Annotated in this window: 14 protein-coding genes; 12 read left to right on the plus strand and 2 right to left on the minus strand. The window is 41.0% G+C overall.

Annotated elements, in window-relative coordinates:
• Positions 1–192 precede the first annotated feature (192 nt).
• The 4 genes from QLH32_RS16415 (at position 193) to QLH32_RS16430 (ending at position 6,256) form a co-directional block, all read left to right on the plus strand.
• Positions 193–1,428 carry a hypothetical protein gene (locus tag QLH32_RS16415; protein ID WP_283267103.1) on the plus strand — a complete coding sequence of 412 codons (1,236 nt, stop codon included), beginning with the start codon at positions 193–195 and terminating at the stop codon, positions 1,426–1,428.
• A gap of 265 nt (positions 1,429–1,693) precedes the next feature.
• Positions 1,694–2,869 carry a helix-turn-helix transcriptional regulator gene (locus QLH32_RS16420; protein WP_283267104.1) on the plus strand — a complete coding sequence of 392 codons (1,176 nt, stop codon included), beginning with the start codon at positions 1,694–1,696 and terminating at the stop codon, positions 2,867–2,869.
• A gap of 134 nt (positions 2,870–3,003) precedes the next feature.
• A complete protein-coding gene (locus QLH32_RS16425; protein WP_283267105.1) occupies positions 3,004–4,146 on the plus strand; it encodes a helix-turn-helix transcriptional regulator in 1,143 nt (380 codons plus the stop codon).
• Between the two features lie 208 nt (positions 4,147–4,354).
• The gene (locus tag QLH32_RS16430; protein WP_283267106.1) at positions 4,355–6,256 is read left to right on the plus strand and encodes an Lcl C-terminal domain-containing protein; all 1,902 of its coding nucleotides are present in this window, start codon (positions 4,355–4,357) and stop codon (positions 6,254–6,256) included.
• A 146-nt stretch (positions 6,257–6,402) separates the two neighbouring features.
• Here QLH32_RS16430 and QLH32_RS16435 read toward each other — a convergent pair whose 3' ends face one another.
• On the minus strand, positions 6,403–7,404 hold the full coding sequence (locus tag QLH32_RS16435; RefSeq protein WP_283267107.1) for a Tim44 domain-containing protein: 1,002 nt from the start codon (positions 7,402–7,404) through the stop codon (positions 6,403–6,405).
• Between the two features lie 104 nt (positions 7,405–7,508).
• Positions 7,509–8,897 (minus strand): DNA repair protein RadA, encoded by a 1,389-nt coding sequence (gene radA, locus QLH32_RS16440; RefSeq protein WP_283267108.1) that lies wholly within the window; start codon positions 8,895–8,897, stop codon positions 7,509–7,511.
• A 282-nt stretch (positions 8,898–9,179) separates the two neighbouring features.
• Here radA and QLH32_RS16445 point away from each other — a divergent pair, with 282 nt between their 5' ends.
• The 8 genes from QLH32_RS16445 to QLH32_RS16480 all read left to right on the plus strand — a co-directional run bounded on the left by QLH32_RS16445 (position 9,180) and on the right by QLH32_RS16480 (position 16,807).
• Positions 9,180–10,595, plus strand: coding sequence for an amino acid permease (locus tag QLH32_RS16445; protein WP_283267109.1), 1,416 nt, complete (start codon positions 9,180–9,182; stop codon positions 10,593–10,595).
• A 122-nt stretch (positions 10,596–10,717) separates the two neighbouring features.
• Positions 10,718–10,930, plus strand: a complete 213-nt coding sequence (lptM, locus tag QLH32_RS16450) for an LPS translocon maturation chaperone LptM (RefSeq protein WP_283267110.1) — start codon at positions 10,718–10,720, stop codon at positions 10,928–10,930.
• Between the two features lie 22 nt (positions 10,931–10,952).
• Positions 10,953–12,203 (plus strand): diaminopimelate decarboxylase, encoded by a 1,251-nt coding sequence (lysA, locus tag QLH32_RS16455; RefSeq protein ID WP_283267111.1) that lies wholly within the window; start codon positions 10,953–10,955, stop codon positions 12,201–12,203.
• 6 nt (positions 12,204–12,209) lie between these two features.
• A complete protein-coding gene (gene dapF, locus QLH32_RS16460; protein WP_283267112.1) occupies positions 12,210–13,064 on the plus strand; it encodes a diaminopimelate epimerase in 855 nt (284 codons plus the stop codon).
• Between the two features lie 75 nt (positions 13,065–13,139).
• A complete protein-coding gene (locus QLH32_RS16465) occupies positions 13,140–13,742 on the plus strand; it encodes an alpha/beta fold hydrolase (RefSeq protein ID WP_283267113.1) in 603 nt (200 codons plus the stop codon).
• A 37-nt stretch (positions 13,743–13,779) separates the two neighbouring features.
• Positions 13,780–14,673: a site-specific tyrosine recombinase/integron integrase gene (gene xerA, locus QLH32_RS16470; RefSeq protein ID WP_283269367.1), complete on the plus strand. Its 894-nt coding sequence runs from the start codon at positions 13,780–13,782 to the stop codon at positions 14,671–14,673.
• Positions 14,674–15,104: 431 nt separating this feature from the next.
• Complete coding sequence (locus QLH32_RS16475; RefSeq protein ID WP_267980519.1) at positions 15,105–15,854, plus strand: electron transfer flavoprotein subunit beta/FixA family protein; 750 nt, start codon at positions 15,105–15,107, stop codon at positions 15,852–15,854.
• Between the two features lie 17 nt (positions 15,855–15,871).
• Complete coding sequence (locus QLH32_RS16480) at positions 15,872–16,807, plus strand: FAD-binding protein (RefSeq protein ID WP_267980521.1); 936 nt, start codon at positions 15,872–15,874, stop codon at positions 16,805–16,807.
• Positions 16,808–16,848: the final 41 nt, after the last annotated feature.

The raw sequence follows: 16,848 nt of genomic DNA on the forward strand, positions 1-16,848 counted from the left end.
TCTAATATTTTAAATGCCTTGCTTCAGCAAGGCTTTTTTTTGATCAAAATATCTGTTTTGCATTGCTTTATCTGATAAAACATAAAAAGTCTATTCCTCAAATGAGGAATGTTTTTTTAACAAAAAATAACATACCATCTACCAGTTGAAATATTTGTTTTTTGAAACGGATTCATTCGGGGGAATGGTTAAATGAATATCAAGATTTGGACAACGGGTCTAGCAATTGCTGTGATGGGAACAGGTTCAGTATTTGCAAAAGATATCTTCACTGCTGAAGTGCAGGTGGATGGTGTGACCCAGATGATTGGCTATAACAAGATCCTGAATGTTGCCGATCAGTATGAATCTGAAAATATGCGTAAAATATTCCCAAATTATTCAGATATATCAGCAGTGAATGCAAAACTTGATTTGCGTAGTGTTCCTGTCAATATCAGTTATGCCCAGAACTCATCTACCTTGGTTTTCAAGATTCCATCTTTAGGTATTGAGCGTAGCTATACGGGTGCAACCCGCGAGGAAAGTAAGGAAAAATTTGTTGATGCGCTGGAAGGCATGGATAAAGACCTGTTAAAGGCATTAACCAAGGAATGGGTAAAGAACTCACCAATTGATCCTGTTGCAGGCAACCCAACCAGCCTGCTTTCAAACATGGCTGTTTCAATGACAGACAGTTTATCTGACATGGCAACCAATCAGGCATTCGGCTTAAAAGACCAGTCATCTTCCAGTTTTTCAATGATGCCTCGTTTTGGCCGCTATACCCAACAAGGCTATGGTCTCAATGTTTATAACCTGCCATTGGCTTATTCACATTGGTTTGACTCCAAAAAAATGGGTTTGGTGATTGATGCGCCAATTACCTTGGTGGATACAGAAGATGCACTTTCTGGTAGCTTGAATCTTGGGGTAGGCCTTAATTTTCAGGTAACTTCAAATGATGCAATGACCTGGTATCTTATGCCACAGGTTCGTGTTGGTGCAACAGGATCACAGGATTTTGGTACAGCGGCACTGATTTATGGTGGAGGGTTAAGCAGCAACGCCCAATTCCCCCTCAATGAGCATTCCAATATCTCCATCATCAACATGATTTCTTACTATAAAACGGATGCGCTGCAAGTGGGTGATTTTGACAGTGGTTATGACCTGCAAAACACCATTTTCCGTAATGGGGTGGAGTATAGCCATGTCCTGCATAAAACAGTTGCAGGCAGTCCATTGATTGCCAAGTTGCAGTATGCAAGAACAGATTTCTATGGCGATCAACTTTATTCCGATTTCCAGCATGATCTTTCTGGCTCGATTGGTTTTAAAAACCTAAAACCAAAAGCATGGATTGATGAATACCGTGTTGGATTTACCTACACCTACGCGGACAATAACCTAAAAGGCTTTATGGTAAACGCGGGTTATACATTCTAATGTGTCTGATCTAAAAATTATTCCCCAGATGAGGAATGGTTTTTAGACTAGTTTATCTATTAAGATAACAAGAATGATAATCTGGTGATGGATTTTCCATTTTAATGGAATCACATGACTGGGTAGCTTACCTTTACACTCCGCCATTCCCTGTATAGGGAATGGCTTTTTTTATCGTATTTTGTAGAGATGTATTTCAAATACTTGAAATAACAAATTAAATACAATATGGTGATACAGGAATGAAACTTGATACACAAATGTAATGGATTTACTTGAAAATTACTATAATGAATTATGTGAGCTGATTTATCAGATTCCCCTAAATAAAGATGGATGGTTTAACTTTTCCAAAGAATTACTTAAAATCTTGAATGTGTCTTATGTGCATATTCAGGCTATCGACTTTTCCTATAATGTATTGTCCTTTAGTAATGGTGTGGGATCACTGCCACTGGAGGCGTATGCCTCGGCTGAACTGGATTATCTGCGTTATCCAACTGAGGCAGACCCACGCTGGGGGAAATTTCTGGACCCTGAACGAAAGGGCTGGTATCAATGCCATACGCATGTACCTGAAGAATTTGTGGAAAATTCTGATTTATATCAGAAAATCCTTTTGCCTTATGGTCTAAGGTATGTGGCAACCCATGAACTGATTCTGGATGAAAAGCTATGCGTATTCTGGAGCGTGAGTACCTCACAGCAACGACAGCCACTGAATCCGCAGGAGTTGGAGTTTCTGGATCGCTTGTTGCCACATTTAAAGCGCATTGTCATGGCACAGCGGCATTTATATGAATTTTCCCTGGATAATATCGTTGGCTATAACCTGATTGATAAACTGAACCAGCCGATTATGCTGTTGAATTTGTCTGGGCAGGTTGTACACAACAATCCAGTGATGCTTGGTTTCTTGGAAGAAAATGAATGTGTGCAGGTCATTGATCAGCGATTGACTTTACCTGAAAAAGATCAGATTCAGTTTTTAGAAAAGCTTTATCAAATTGAGGAGGCATTTCGATACAAGCAAGCGCAATTGGAACAGTATAAGGACATAAAGTTTTCAATTACAGAAACAGAGCATAGCTTATTCTGCACAATCAATTTATTGGCTTCTGAAAAAGAAATGTCATTTTTTGGTATTCGCCCCTTGGTGATGCTGAGTTTTGATGATGTGCCAATGGTATTAAGGGATGAACAAGAGAATAAGAAAAAATATCATTTAAATCATCAATATTTGAAACAAACTTATAATCTGACTAAAAGGGAACTAGAGCTTTGTGACCTGTTTGTGAATGGCATGAATCTGGAACAGGTTGCAGAGCAAATGGGGCTGACCAGAAGCTCAATACGCACCTATCTTAGAAATATCTTTGCAAAAATGCCTTGCAGTTCTCAGGTAGAGTTGATGCAGTTACTCATGAGTATCCGTAGCTAATATTAAGCCAGAGTAGAATTTTATTTCAGCGAAAGCTTAAATTTTGCTTAAAACATCCTTAAATGAGGATATGTCTAGGTTGTGTGACTCAGTTAGCATGAATCTGTGTACGATTTAACTCGGGGGATACACGGATGTTGGCTGAACAAGAAAATAAAGTGATTGGCATGATCTATGAGGCTGCCTTAAACCCAGCTTTATGGCAGGATGTGTTGACGGAAATTGTTGATTTTACAGGAAGTACTACCGCGATTTTTACCGCAACAGACCAGTTAAGTCCGAATTATGATTTTGTCTTTACCTACAATATACCGCCTGAAAGTATGCAGGCCTATCAGGATGAACAGGTCAAAGTACTGGATATGCGTTTACATGCACCTTATTGGGCAGAAAAAGCATTGGGCGATACTGTACTGAATACATTTGCACATTATGCTGCTATGCCTGTGGAAACAGATGAGTTTCTGTTTTATGAAAAATGTGCAAAACCAACCAATGTCAGCCATGTGGCGGCAGTTTTGTTGGAGCGAAGTGCCTATAGTTGGGCGGTATTTGCGGTACATCGTTCGCCTCAACTAGATGAATATAGCGAACAGGAAGAAAAAATATTAAAGCGTTTAGGGGTACATTTACGCCGTGCATTACAGATTTATCGTCAGATCACGATATTACAGGAAGATAAGAAGAATATTTATCAAGTATTGGATCGTTTTAAAATAGGAGTAATCTTAATAAATCAGGATTATCGTTTATGCTATGCCAATGCAATTGTAAAGAAAGTATTTGAACATTCATCTATATTGGAACTTGATAAAAACAATAGTTTAAAGACCTTAAAAAATTTTCAGGAAAAATTAAATCAGCTTATTCGTAGTGCTTTGTTTGAGAATGATGATCTGAATAATGAGGCGGGTGGGGTGCTCGCACTTTATGATGATAATGATAGCTCATTGATGCTCAGTATTTTACCTTTTTCAGAAACTGAGGCGCAGTATTATCAAAAACAGGCGATTATTTTTGTGACCCAAACTAATCAAGCACAATATTTAGCTAAAGATTATCTTGTCCAAAAATATAAACTGGCTAAACGTGAACTGGAAGTATGTGATTTATTTGTCAATGGTTTGAGTCTTGAACAGATTGCTGAACACATGGATATTACTTATGGTTCCATTCGTGTCTATATTAAAAATATTTTTGCCAAAACGGGTTGTACTTCCCAAACTGAATTGATGCAGTTGTTGATGGGAGTAACGCTTGAGTTTGAGCATATTTAATTTCATCTGTTTTATTTAATTGTCTTAATTTTAAATCATTTGATAGACCTGTATTGGATAGCAGGGGGATCTGCTCATACTGAGTCTATCAAATGATTTATGCCTTGAGTTTATCTTAAATTTTTATGATGTGATATTCCCATTTGGGAATGTCTATAAAGTATGTGATTCAGTTAGCATATTTATTAATATCTATAGGGGAAAATTTATGAAACGTTCAATTTTATATACAGCAGTTTTTAGTGCTATGTTGATGGTGACAGGTTGTGGTGGAGGAGATGGTTCTTCAACAAGTGATGATAAGGGACAAAGTACACAGCTAGAAAAAACTCCAATCAAACAGAATCAGTTGTATGGTGCAAATATTGATGGAGTTTCATCTTATTATCTTGATGATGGTCAAAATCAGGTTTCCTATTTTCATGAGAATAATTTATGGCATGGTGTCGTAAAAAATAAGGAAGGAAAAACTAAATTCAGTTTTTCGGAGGATCTAACGGAATTTTTTGCATTTAATGACAGAGAAAACCAGACTTTAAGAATTAAGCAAATAGATAACCAAACAATTTACCAGACGGTTATAGATTCTTTGGGTGTTACTATAGAATCTGTGGCTTATTTTCAGGAGGGCAACAAGTTTTTTATTGCACCCCTTAATGGAACTGAAATAGATAAAACTCAAAAAATAGATATTACTCAAGCTTACCAGCAAGGGGGGCAACAGGCACAAAATACAACAAATTATTCTGCAAGTGCGAAAGTAGCAAATGTTTTAAGCATGATTTCTAGTCAGGTGACTATAGCAACAGATAGTATGATTGCATCACGTAGCTTTACTTTTGCAAAAAAAGTAACTCATCCATGTGCATTATGGGGAGATGTTATTAAGAATGTTGGTGGAGCTTTTTTAACAGCAGGAGTAATCATTGTAGCAGCACCTATTATTTTACCTGTAGCAGCACAGTTTGTTGCAACAGCTACGGTAAAAACAGGTTTATCTATTGCGGTGGGTGCAGTAATTGGTTGGAAAGCTGCCGAGATAGACAGTAAGAATCAAAAAGCACGTGATGAACTTGCAGCGATAAAGAATGAATTGGCTAAAGAGGAAGAAAAAGCCAAAAATGAACGAAAACAATGTTTAGCAGGGGAAACACTGGTTGGTGGTGTTTGTAAAAAAGTAGAGCCTATTTGTGATGTAGGCGAAACATTATTTTATGGTATTTGTACAAAAAAAGTAGAACCTCAATGCTCCGTAGGAGAAATATTTATTAATGGGGCATGTAAAAAAATAGAGCCGATCTGTGATGTTGGGGAAACACTAATCAATGGTGTTTGTAAAAAAGAAGAACAGAAATGTGCGACAGATGAAAATATTGTTAATGGTGTCTGTAAAAAAGTAGAACCGATCTGTGATGTAGATGAAAAACTTGTAGATGGAGTTTGCAAGAAAGAAGAACCAACTTGTTTAATAGGAGAAACATTGGTTAATGGTGTTTGTAAAGAAATTAACACGAAAGGTTGTGATTCTGCAACTTCCTACGAGGAAATGTTAGATAAAGAATGCTTCTCTGGTACGTATAAATATTACTTTACAAAAATTAGTGAGAAAGGACAAAAACTACCGCATAGTGCTAAGGATTGGAATTGTGCATTAGATACCCAAACGGGACTCATGTGGCAGCTCCGTACATCTGAGAGTTTTAGAAGCGACTATAAATATACATGGTTTGAGGATAGCTTTGGTTATGCAGATCTTAAAGATGCCTTAAGTGGTACTTATGTTGGTGAGGGCTTATCTTATGGTGATCAGTGTGGTCATACACTAGCCAAATGTAATACAAAAGCTTTTGTTGAAAAAGCAAATAAAGAGAAAATTTGTGGATATAGTGATTGGCGATTACCGCATAAAAATGAGTTAGAGGATTTGTCTGCAAAAGGATTACAGCCAATACACGCTGTTCCGTTTTATACAACTAACGTATGGTCAAGTTCATCAGTTGAGGATAATAACCGTGAAGCTTGGGCTTTAGATTTCTATTACTCTGGTAAATTAGTGAGGAAAGGTAAAGGAAATGCGCTTGGTGTCGTGGTTGTTCGTGATGCTTTTTAATTAAGGTCTTGTAGGATTGTTTTAGCTTTTATAATTAGAAAAAAATCCTGTTTTGAAAATAAATTTTTTACTAAATAAAGCAGATATACAAAAACGACAAATCAAAAAAATGGCTACCCTAAAGTAGCCATTTTATTTAGTAGGTTTTAAGCCTGTTGAATTCCAGCAACAACCCAATCCTGTTGTGAACCAGCAGGTTTAACAAAATGCCAGATTTCAGTAAATGGTTGAGGCAGGCTGTTTAAATCTTCACTTACAGTTCCTGTAAAACGCACGCTGACAACATATTGACCATTTTCAGTTGCAGTGTCTGCCACCATTGCATTCAGGTTACTAAATTCAGCAACATCCTGATCCTGATTTGCCATGATGTCCTGATACATTGAATTAAAAAGCTCAGGTGTTAAATAACGACGAATTTCTTCAACATTACTTGCACTATTGACAGATTGAATGTGGTTGAAACGCTGACGTGCAACACGCAGGAATGCAGCAGGTTCAGTACCATCAGGAAGCTGATGGCCACTACTCATCGATGCCGCACCAAAAGGCGCTTGAGTGGCTGCACCACCACCAACAGACTGACCAAAAATATTGGTATTGTCACCTGTTTGACGGGCATTGGCCTGAGGTGGAGTTTGGCGGCCAAAATTATTCTGACCACCATTGTTTGGTGCGTAAGGGTTGTTAGCTGCTAATTTTTTTTTTGCGCCCAATTTACGGAACACAAAGAAAGCAATGGCAGCAGCGAGAAGTACCCATATCCAGCCTGGAATTCCACTTTTTTCTTCTTGCTGCTGAGCTTGGGTTGCCTGTGCATCTGTAGCCTGTTGCTCAGTTGCAGTTGGGTTGTGAGGTTTGTCATCTGCCAATGCATTAGCCGCCACAGCACCAACCGCTGCACCAGCAACACCCGCCGCAACCATTGAACCTACACCTGGACCTGATCGTTGAGGTGCGGTTTGCTGAGGTGCTGGCGCTGCTTGACGTGGTTGTTGGTAAGACTGGTTATAAGACTGACTAGATGAACTAGATCTGCTCATGCCGTGGCTTTTACCACCGCCTGCACGCTTTGCTTCCGCAAGCGGTGCAGCAACCAAGGTTGCCATTAAAAGAGCTGCCATCAAGCCACGCTGGTGTACTTGCATCGAAAATTCCTATTTAAATCCAATTTGTAAATGTATTTATGCAGGTATTTATGCGTAATTTCAACCAGAAAAGTATGTTTTTTTATGTCAAAGCCTGTTTTAGCCTAGCCTAATTCATCGCTCAGCTGCATGGCCTCGGTCAATGCCTCATGTAAACGTGCTACAGCAATGATCTGAACACCATCAACTGATTTCTGTGGTGCATTGGCCCTTGGTAAAATCACATATTTAAAACCATGCTTGGCAGCTTCCTTTAAACGTTCCTGACCATTTGGAACAGGACGGATTTCGCCAGACAAACCCACTTCACCAAACACAGCCAATTGTTGGGGCAAGGCCTTGCCTCGTAGACTGGAAGCACAGGCCAGTAAAACGGCAAGGTCTGAACCTGTTTCAGTGATTTTTAAACCACCGACCACATTGACATAGACATCCTGACCAGAAGTTTGTACGCCACCATGACGATGCATCACAGCCAGCAACATATTCAAACGGTTTTGTTCAAGACCCAGTGCCACACGTCGTGGTTGTCCGTGTGCATCATCCACCAGTGCCTGTACTTCAACCAGCAGGGGACGGGTGCCTTCGCGGCTAATCATCACAATTGAACCAGGAATGGCTTCATCATAACGACTGAGGAAGATAGCGGATGGATTGGCGACTTCACGCAGGCCTTTATCGGTCATGCCAAACACGCCCAACTCATTGACTGCACCAAAACGGTTCTTGACTGCTCGAATCATGCGGTAACGCGAGTCAGATTGTCCCTCAAAGTACAATACACAATCGACCATGTGTTCCAGAACACGTGGACCCGCAAGCGAACCTTCTTTAGTGACATGGCCCACAATAAACAATGCTGTGCCACTATTTTTGGCAAAACGGGTCAGTAGGGCGGCAGATTCACGAATCTGTGACACGCCACCAGGCGCGGACTGTAGAGTTTCGGTATAGAGTGTTTGAATTGAATCCAGAATTGCCACGACAGGCTTTTCCTGTGCCAAAACCTCACAAATACGTTCTACACAGGTTTCTGCCATAACTTTGAGCTGATCTGTGGGAAGATCAAGGCGTTGTGCGCGTAGTGCGACTTGAGAAAGGGATTCTTCACCAGTGACATATAAGGCAGTACTTTTCTTGCTTGCCATGTGTGTTGCGGTCTGGAGCAGAATGGTCGATTTTCCAATACCAGGATCACCGCCAATCAACACCACAGAACCCGTGACCAGTCCACCACCGAGCACACGGTCAAATTCACTGATTCCTGTCGGAAGACGGGTTTCACGTGAGACTGAAATTTGATTCAGTGTGGTGATATTGGCGACCTGACCTGCATACCCCCCCATTTTTGGGCGGGCACGATGGGAAATTGTTGATTCTAAACGTACCTCGGTCAAGCTGTTCCATTCACCACATTCTGAACATTGTCCTGCCCACTTGGGGTGATCAGCGCCACACTGTTCACAACGATAAACTGTTTTAACTTTGCTCATATTTAAGATACGTGATAGATCAATCAAAATTATTGAAAATGTAGCAATAGCGTATCCGAAATACAAATTTTATCTACAGACAGTCGCCAAACTTGAGCTTGGCACGTAAACTGCTACGCACAAGGAATGCCAGTTTAAATATGAAAGAGAGGAAAATTGAGTGAAAAAGCAACTAAAAAACCTGAAATTTTAAAAATCTGAAAAAAATCTGCAAAAACTTTTTCTATTGTTAAAGTTTTTAAGCTAATTTTGTGACATAAAAACTGAGAGTTGAATATAACAATGTCAAATGAGTTTCTTGAGCCATCCAGTGAAAATGGAGGGCTGCACCGTAGTTTGTCCAACCGACACTTGCAGTTGATTGCAATTGGTGGAGCAATTGGAACAGGATTGTTTATGGGATCGGGCAAAACCATTAGTTTGGCTGGTCCATCCATTCTGTTCATTTATGGCCTAATTGGTATCATGGTGTTTTTTGTCATGCGTGCGTTAGGCGAACTACTTTTATCCAATCTGAACTATAAATCTTTTATTGATTTATCCACTGATTTAATTGGTCCCTGGGCGGGTTATTTTGTCGGCTGGACCTATTGGTTGTGTTGGGTCACCATTGGTATCGCCGATCTCTCTGCCATTATCTACTATCTGGAATTTTTCAATGGCGGTGAATCCTTTACACCAATGGGTGGATTGCTGATCAGTACTGTTGCAATTCTATTTGTACTTGGGCTGAATCTGGTCACTGTGAAGCTGTTTGGTGAAATGGAATTCTGGTTTGCAATGGTCAAGATCACCGCGATCATTGTGTTGATCGCCGTCGGTCTATGGATGATCTTTACTGGATTCACCAGCACCAATGGCACGGTTGCAAGCATTTCCAACCTTTGGACACATGGAGGCATGTTCCCGAAAGGTCTGGATGGCTTTCTTGCTGGATTCCAGATCGCCATCTTCGCCTTTGTTGGGGTGGAACTGGTAGGTACAACCGCCGCTGAAACACAGGATCCAAAGCGCAACTTACCAAAAGCGATTAACTCAATTCCAATCCGTATCATTATTTTCTATGTATTGGCATTGTTTGTAGTGATGTGTGTGACACCTTGGGACCAGATTAATCCTAAAGTCAGTCCATTCGTGAATATCTTCTCACAGGCAGGTGTTGCCTCTGCCGCAATTATCATGAATCTGGTGGTGTTGTCCTCGGTGATGTCATCCATGAACAGTGGGGTATTCTCGACCAGTCGTATGCTATTTGGTTTATCAACGGATCAACAGGCACCAAAATTATTCGGTACATTGTCTAGATCGGCGGTTCCTGCAAAAGCACTGATCTTCTCATCAATCTGTATCTTTATTGGTGCATTTGTACAGTTCATCTATAAAGTACAAACTGGAACCAATGATGAAGTGACAGCGTTTACTCTGGCGACCACTTTGTCAACCATCCTGTTTATCTGTGTGTGGATCATCATTATGTGGAGTTATATCAACTACCGCAAAAATAGACCTGAACTGCATGCACAATCAACATTTAAACTGCCAGGTGGTGTGTTTACCTGTTGGGTGGTGATTTTATTCTTCCTTGCAACCATCTATTTCCTTGCGCTGGATGAAACCACGCTGGAATCGTTAAAGGTCAGTCCAATCTGGTTCGTTATTTTGGCAATTGGTTATTTCTTTTATAAAAAGAAAAACTAGCAAGTAGCAGAATCCTTTTCTAAAAACGTCAGCGAAACGCTGGCGTTTTTTTATGGTTTTAGGCTTTAGCCAATCTAATGATCACGCTATACTGCTCCGAATTGTAAAAGTTAGGTGCTCAGATGCTTAAAGTCATTTGTTCCATCGGTTTATTATTGAGCAGTATGCTACTCACTGCATGTGGTCAGTCAGGGGCGTTGCAATTGCCATCTGACCCAAACCATGACAAACGCGCAAAATACCTGCTGTATAAAAATGAAGCCGCTCAGGCCAAGGCTTCATCTGATGTAAATACTGAAAGTCAGGCAACACAATCACAGACCACCTCACCTTAAGTTTCTAAATAAGGACATCTTCATGAGTTTCACTCGCATTAATGGGGTATTGCACGCTGAGCAATGTTCATTGGACCAGCTCGCACAGCAATTCGGCACGCCTTTATATGTTTATTCAAAAACAACTTTTGAGAAGCATTATCTGGATATGCACCGTGCCTTTGATTTTATTGATCATCAAATCTGTTTTGCAGTGAAGTCAAACTCAAATATTGCGGTGTTGAATGTTTTGGCAAAATTAGGCGCTGGTTTTGATATTGTCACAGGTGGAGAATTAGCGCGTGTGCTTGCGGCTGGTGGAGATCCAGCAAAAATTGTATTTTCTGGTTTAGGTAAATCCGAAGTGGATATTGAAAAAGCACTCAATGTTGGTATTGCCTGTTTCAATGTGGAGTCGCATGCCGAGCTGGATCGTATCCAGAAAGTAGCGGCGAAACTCGGTAAAAAAGCCCCGATTTCCTTACGTGTTAATCCAGATGTGGATGCAAAAACCCATCCTTATATTTCAACAGGTTTGAAAGAAAACAAGTTTGGTATTCCAAGCGATACGGTCAATGAAACCTATCAATATGCAGCTTCACTACCGAATCTTGAGATTGTCGGGATTGACTGCCATATTGGTTCACAGTTGACAGAAACCAAACCATTTGTCGATGCGCTTGATCGGGTCATTTTAATGATTGAGCAGCTGAAAGGTCTGGGCATCAACCTCAAACATATTGATATCGGTGGTGGTTTGGGTGTTTGTTATAAAGATGAAACACCACCAAGTGTTGCCGAATATGCCAATGCGATGCGTCCAGCTTTGGAAAAACTAGGCTTAAAAGTATATATGGAACCAGGGCGTAGTATTTCTGCCAATGCAGGTGTATTACTCACCAAAGTGGATTTACTCAAACCAACTAATCACCGCAATTTTGCCATTATTGATGCGGCAATGAATGACCTGATTCGTCCTGCCTTGTATGAAGCATGGATGGATATTCAGTCGGTGAATCCAAATCCTGATGTTGAAGTAAAAACTTGGGATTTGGTTGGTGCAATCTGTGAAACTGGCGATTTTCTGGGTAAGGAACGTGAGCTGGCGCTTCAGGAAAATGATGTATTGGCGGTATTGGGCGCAGGTGCTTATGGTTTTGTCATGAGTTCAAACTACAATACCCGTGGTCGCGCTGCCGAAGTTATGGTTAGTGGTGACCAAGCCTATTTAATTCGTGAACGTGAAACCATAGAATCACTTTGGGAAAAAGAGCGTTTGTTGCCTGAGGAGTAAATTGAGATGTATTTAGAATTTACCAAAATGCATGGTCTGGGCAATGATTTTATGGTTGTTGACCTGATTACCCAGCGTGCTTATTTAGATACTATCACCATTCAGCGTTTGGCAGATCGTCATTTTGGCGTGGGTTTTGATCAACTGCTGATTGTTGAGCCACCTGATTTTCCAGATGTTGATTTTAAATACCGTATTTTCAATGCCGATGGTTCGGAAGTGGAGCAATGTGGCAATGGCGTGCGTTGCTTTGCCCGTTTTGTGCATGAGCGTCAACTTACCACCAAAACTAAAATCCGTGTGCAGACCAAGGCTGGGATTGTTGAACCTGAATTAGGTGCAAATGGTTGGGTTCGGGTCAATATGGGACCACCAAAATTTCTTCCTGAAGAAATCCCATTTATTACTCAGGAACATGAAGATGCTGAGGGTTTATATGCACTGGCATTGGCGGATGAAAAGAGTATCAATATTGATGTGGTGAATATGGGCAATCCACATGCGGTGACCATCGTGCCTGATGTATTGACGGCAGATGTTGAAAATATCGGTCCGCAAGTCGAATCACATACTCGTTTTCCTGCACGTGTAAACGCTGGTTTTATGCAAATCATTGATGAAAAGCATATCCGTTTGCGTGTATATGAACGTGGTGTGGGTGAGACCTTGGCCTGTGGTACAGGGGCTTGCGCGGCTGCGGTCAGTGGTATGCGCCGTGGCTTGCTTGCCAATGAGGTTGAGGTTCAGCTAGCAGGCGGTAAATTGCATATCGCTTGGCGTGAGGGTGATGTGGTCTGGATGACAGGTCCAACCACGCATGTTTATGATGCGCGTCTGGATTTAAGATATTTCCAAGGCTAAGGTTAGAATAAATAAACACCTTGAGTTGCAGGGTGTTTGTTTTTTAAAATAAAAATATAATTTCAAAGGATAAAAATGAATAACTTGGTTTTTCTTCCAGGCGCATCAGGCAATATCCAATTCTGGAATCCTTTGATCGCACAAATTCCTGAACCCTATACAAAACAGGTCATTGCATATCCAGGTTTTCATGGTGTGGCTGCACATCCAGATATAAATAGTTTTGATGATTTAACCGATTATGTGGTTGCACAGATTCAACAACCCTCGATTTTAATTGCTCAATCAATGGGTGGTATTTTTGCCATCGCAGCCACATTACAAAAGACTGATCTGGTCAAAGGGTTGGTTCTGATGGCAACTTCGGGAGGTATCAATTTAGACCCGTTTCAAGTTCAGGATTGGCGACAGGCTTATCAGCAAGAATATTTGCAATATCCTGATTGGTTTATCACAGCAAAGGTAGACTACGAAGCCCAATTGGCACATATTCAACAACAGGTTTTATTATTGTGGGGAGATCAAGACCTGATTAGCCCTGTTGCTGTGGGACAACATTTACATCATATTTTAAAGAATTCTGAACTTTATGTGATTCAAGGTGGAGAACATAATTTTGCTGAGCAGTATGCGTCCGAAGTTGCTATTTATGTCAACGATTTTATAAAGCAATTTTAGGGAGTTGAGGGTGCAGACAGCTTTGCAACTACTTTCCATGTGGTTAAAAGAACGGATGATTCAAAATCAGTCTGCACATACCATTACAGCCTATCAACGTGATCTCACTGACTTTTTTAAATTTTGTAAAAATAAACAATTGCAACTACAGGATGTTGAAGCTTCAGACTTACGTGAATATTTAGCCGAGCGTGTTGAACGCGACCGCCTGAGTTCCAGTAGCCTGCAACGTCACTTGACCTCCATCCGCCAATTTATGAAATGGGCTGAGCAAGGCCAGTATCTACAGCAGAATCCATCAGAAGATTTTAAGTTAAAACGTCAGCCCCGACCTTTACCAGGGATGATTGACATCGAAACCATCAATCAGATTCTGGATCAGCCCGCACCTGAAAAACCAATTGAGCAGCAATTATGGTTCAGGGATAGGGCGATGCTTGAGTTGTTGTATTCGAGTGGTTTGCGCTTGGCTGAGTTACAGGGCTTAACTGTCAAGGATATTGATTTTAATCGGCAATTATTACGCATTACAGGTAAGGGCAATAAAACTCGAATTGTACCTTTTGGAAAGAAAGCTAAAGAAAGTCTGGTTGAATGGCTGAAAATCTATCGAATATGGAAAGGTGGTTTTACCGCAGATTCAGCTGTATTTATTTCACAAAAAGGCAATGCACTGACCCCACGACAGATTGAAAATCGAGTCAAGTTACAGGCCCAGCGGGCAGGAATCAGTGTCGATTTGCATCCACATTTATTACGGCATTGTTTTGCCAGTCATTTGCTTTCCGCCAGTGGTGATCTACGTGCAATTCAGGAAATGCTGGGTCATAGCAACTTGTCCACCACTCAAATCTATACCCATGTGGATTTTGAACAATTGATGAATGTGTATGACCAAACCCATCCACGTGCACAAAAAGCTGGGTCCTGATATATTATGTTGCAAAATTGAGTGTTAAATAGACAACTCGTTTTCGGGTTTGCAATTGAACACTGCCTAAACAATGTTCTTACTTTATTGCCCATTTTTTGCAAAAACTGTTGGGTGTTTGGATTTGCCCGAAATGATCCGTTACAGAACATCTGCTTTTTGTCTGCAAGATCTATTTTAGATGGTTGAATTTTATAAAATATTAATAAAATCAAAATGTAATATTAATAAGAATGGACGGCTTAATTGAGGCAGTCCATCAGTGCCCTAAATTAGTGAACTGAGCATTTCATCTTTTTTACAGTCACATAGGAAATTGTGACTTGACCGAAATGCCAAATACATTGCAAGATAGGGCACCTAAAAAGTTTCAAACGAAGAGTTAGAATACTCTTCACTACATTTACTTGCTTAGAACAGCCGAGGATTACATGAAGGCTCTTGTCGCTGTAAAACGTGTGGTTGATGCCAACGTTAAAGTTCGTGTTAAGCCGGACAATAGTGGGGTTGACCTTACCAACGTTAAAATGTCAATCAACCCATTCTGTGAAATCGCAGTGGAAGAAGCGGTTCGCTTAAAAGAAAAAGGAACGGTTTCAGAAATCGTTGTTGTTTCAGTGGGTTCTAAAGACGCTCAGGAACAAATTCGTTCTGCAATGGCTTTAGGTGCTGACCGTGGTATTTTGGTTGAAACTGCTGATGAGATTGGTGCTCTAGAAGTTGCTAAAATCTTGAAAGGCGTTGTTGATGCTGAAAAACCAGAACTTATTCTTCTTGGTAAACAAGCAATTGATGACGACTCTAACCAGGTAGGTCAAATGCTTGGTGCCTTGCTTGGTGCTGGTCAAGGTACTTTCGCATCTGAAGTTAAAGTTGAAGGCGGTAAAGTTCAGGTTACGCGTGAAATCGACGGTGGTCTACAAACTGTTGAGCTTGCACTTCCTGCAATCATCACAACTGACCTACGTTTGAACGAGCCACGTTATGCTGCTCTTCCAAACATCATGAAAGCACGTAAGAAGCCGCTTGATGTTAAGTCACCTGCTGATTATGGCGTTGCAACTGGTACTAAACTTAAGACGATTAAAGTTGAAGCACCTGCTGAACGTAAAGCTGGCGTACAAGTGAAGTCTGTAGACGAACTTGTTGAAAAATTGAAAAACGAAGCGAAAGTGATCTAATACAGAAGGATAAAATCATGAGTATTTTAGTTATCGCTGATCACAACAACCAGACACTTAACGGTGCAACTTTAAACGTTGTTGCGGCAGCTCAAAAAATCGGTGGTGATATTACTGTATTGGTTGCTGGTTCTGGCGCTCAGGCAGTTGCAGACGCTGCTGCCAAAGTTGCTGGTGTGAGCAAGGTATTACTTGCTGACAATGCTGCTTATGCGAACCAATTGGCTGAAAACGTTGCTGGCTTGGTTGCCGACATCGCGAAAGGCGGTTACAAATACGTATTGGCTGCGTCTACAACCACTGGTAAGAACATTCTTCCACGTGTTGCTGCGCTTCTTGACGTAAGCATGATCACAGACATCATTGCTGTTGAATCTGCAAACACGTTCAAGCGCCCAATCTATGCAGGTAACGCGATTGCAACTGTTCAGTCTGATGAAGCAATCATCGTTGGTACAGTTCGTGGTACAGCATTCGATGCGGTTGCTGCTGAAGGCGGTTCTGCTGCGGTTGAAACTGTGGGCGAAGTGAATGATGCTGGTCTTTCTAGCTTTGTAAACGAAGAAATCGTTAAACTTGACCGTCCAGAATTGACTGCTGCGCGCATCGTTGTTTCTGGTGGCCGTGGTGTCGGTTCTGGTGAGAACTACCACAAGGTACTTGATCCATTGGCTGACAAGCTTGGTGCTGCTCAAGGTGCATCACGTGCTGCGGTAGATGCTGGTTTCGTACCAAACGACTTCCAGGTTGGTCAAACTGGTAAAATCGTTGCGCCAGACCTTTACATGGCAATCGGTATCTCTGGTGCGATCCAGCACTTGGCAGGTATGAAAGATTCTAAAGTTATTGTTGCTATCAACAAAGACGAAGAAGCGCCAATCAACAGCGTTGCTGACTACTGGTTAGTTGGTGATTTGAACACTGTTGTACCTGAATTGGTATCTAAACTTTAATTCTCTGAATTAAAGTCTAAAGCGCTCTTGCGCAGGCAGTT

Source organism: Acinetobacter corruptisaponis (assembly GCF_030053775.1).
Taxonomy (GTDB): domain Bacteria; phylum Pseudomonadota; class Gammaproteobacteria; order Pseudomonadales; family Moraxellaceae; genus Acinetobacter; species Acinetobacter corruptisaponis.

Coding starts and splice junctions, on each gene's coding strand:
- QLH32_RS16435 (WP_283267107.1), bottom strand. CDS start 7,404: ATGCAAGTACACCAGCGTGGCTTGATGGCAGCTCTTTTAATGGCAACC.
- QLH32_RS16480 (WP_267980521.1), top strand. CDS start 15,872: ATGAGTATTTTAGTTATCGCTGATCACAACAACCAGACACTTAACGGT.
- QLH32_RS16475 (WP_267980519.1), top strand. CDS start 15,105: ATGAAGGCTCTTGTCGCTGTAAAACGTGTGGTTGATGCCAACGTTAAA.
- QLH32_RS16465 (WP_283267113.1), top strand. CDS start 13,140: ATGAATAACTTGGTTTTTCTTCCAGGCGCATCAGGCAATATCCAATTC.
- dapF (WP_283267112.1), top strand. CDS start 12,210: ATGTATTTAGAATTTACCAAAATGCATGGTCTGGGCAATGATTTTATG.
- QLH32_RS16425 (WP_283267105.1), top strand. CDS start 3,004: ATGTTGGCTGAACAAGAAAATAAAGTGATTGGCATGATCTATGAGGCT.
- QLH32_RS16420 (WP_283267104.1), top strand. CDS start 1,694: ATGGATTTACTTGAAAATTACTATAATGAATTATGTGAGCTGATTTAT.
- lysA (WP_283267111.1), top strand. CDS start 10,953: ATGAGTTTCACTCGCATTAATGGGGTATTGCACGCTGAGCAATGTTCA.
- QLH32_RS16445 (WP_283267109.1), top strand. CDS start 9,180: ATGTCAAATGAGTTTCTTGAGCCATCCAGTGAAAATGGAGGGCTGCAC.
- QLH32_RS16415 (WP_283267103.1), top strand. CDS start 193: ATGAATATCAAGATTTGGACAACGGGTCTAGCAATTGCTGTGATGGGA.
- QLH32_RS16430 (WP_283267106.1), top strand. CDS start 4,355: ATGAAACGTTCAATTTTATATACAGCAGTTTTTAGTGCTATGTTGATG.
- radA (WP_283267108.1), bottom strand. CDS start 8,897: ATGAGCAAAGTTAAAACAGTTTATCGTTGTGAACAGTGTGGCGCTGAT.
- lptM (WP_283267110.1), top strand. CDS start 10,718: ATGCTTAAAGTCATTTGTTCCATCGGTTTATTATTGAGCAGTATGCTA.
- xerA (WP_283269367.1), top strand. CDS start 13,780: ATGTGGTTAAAAGAACGGATGATTCAAAATCAGTCTGCACATACCATT.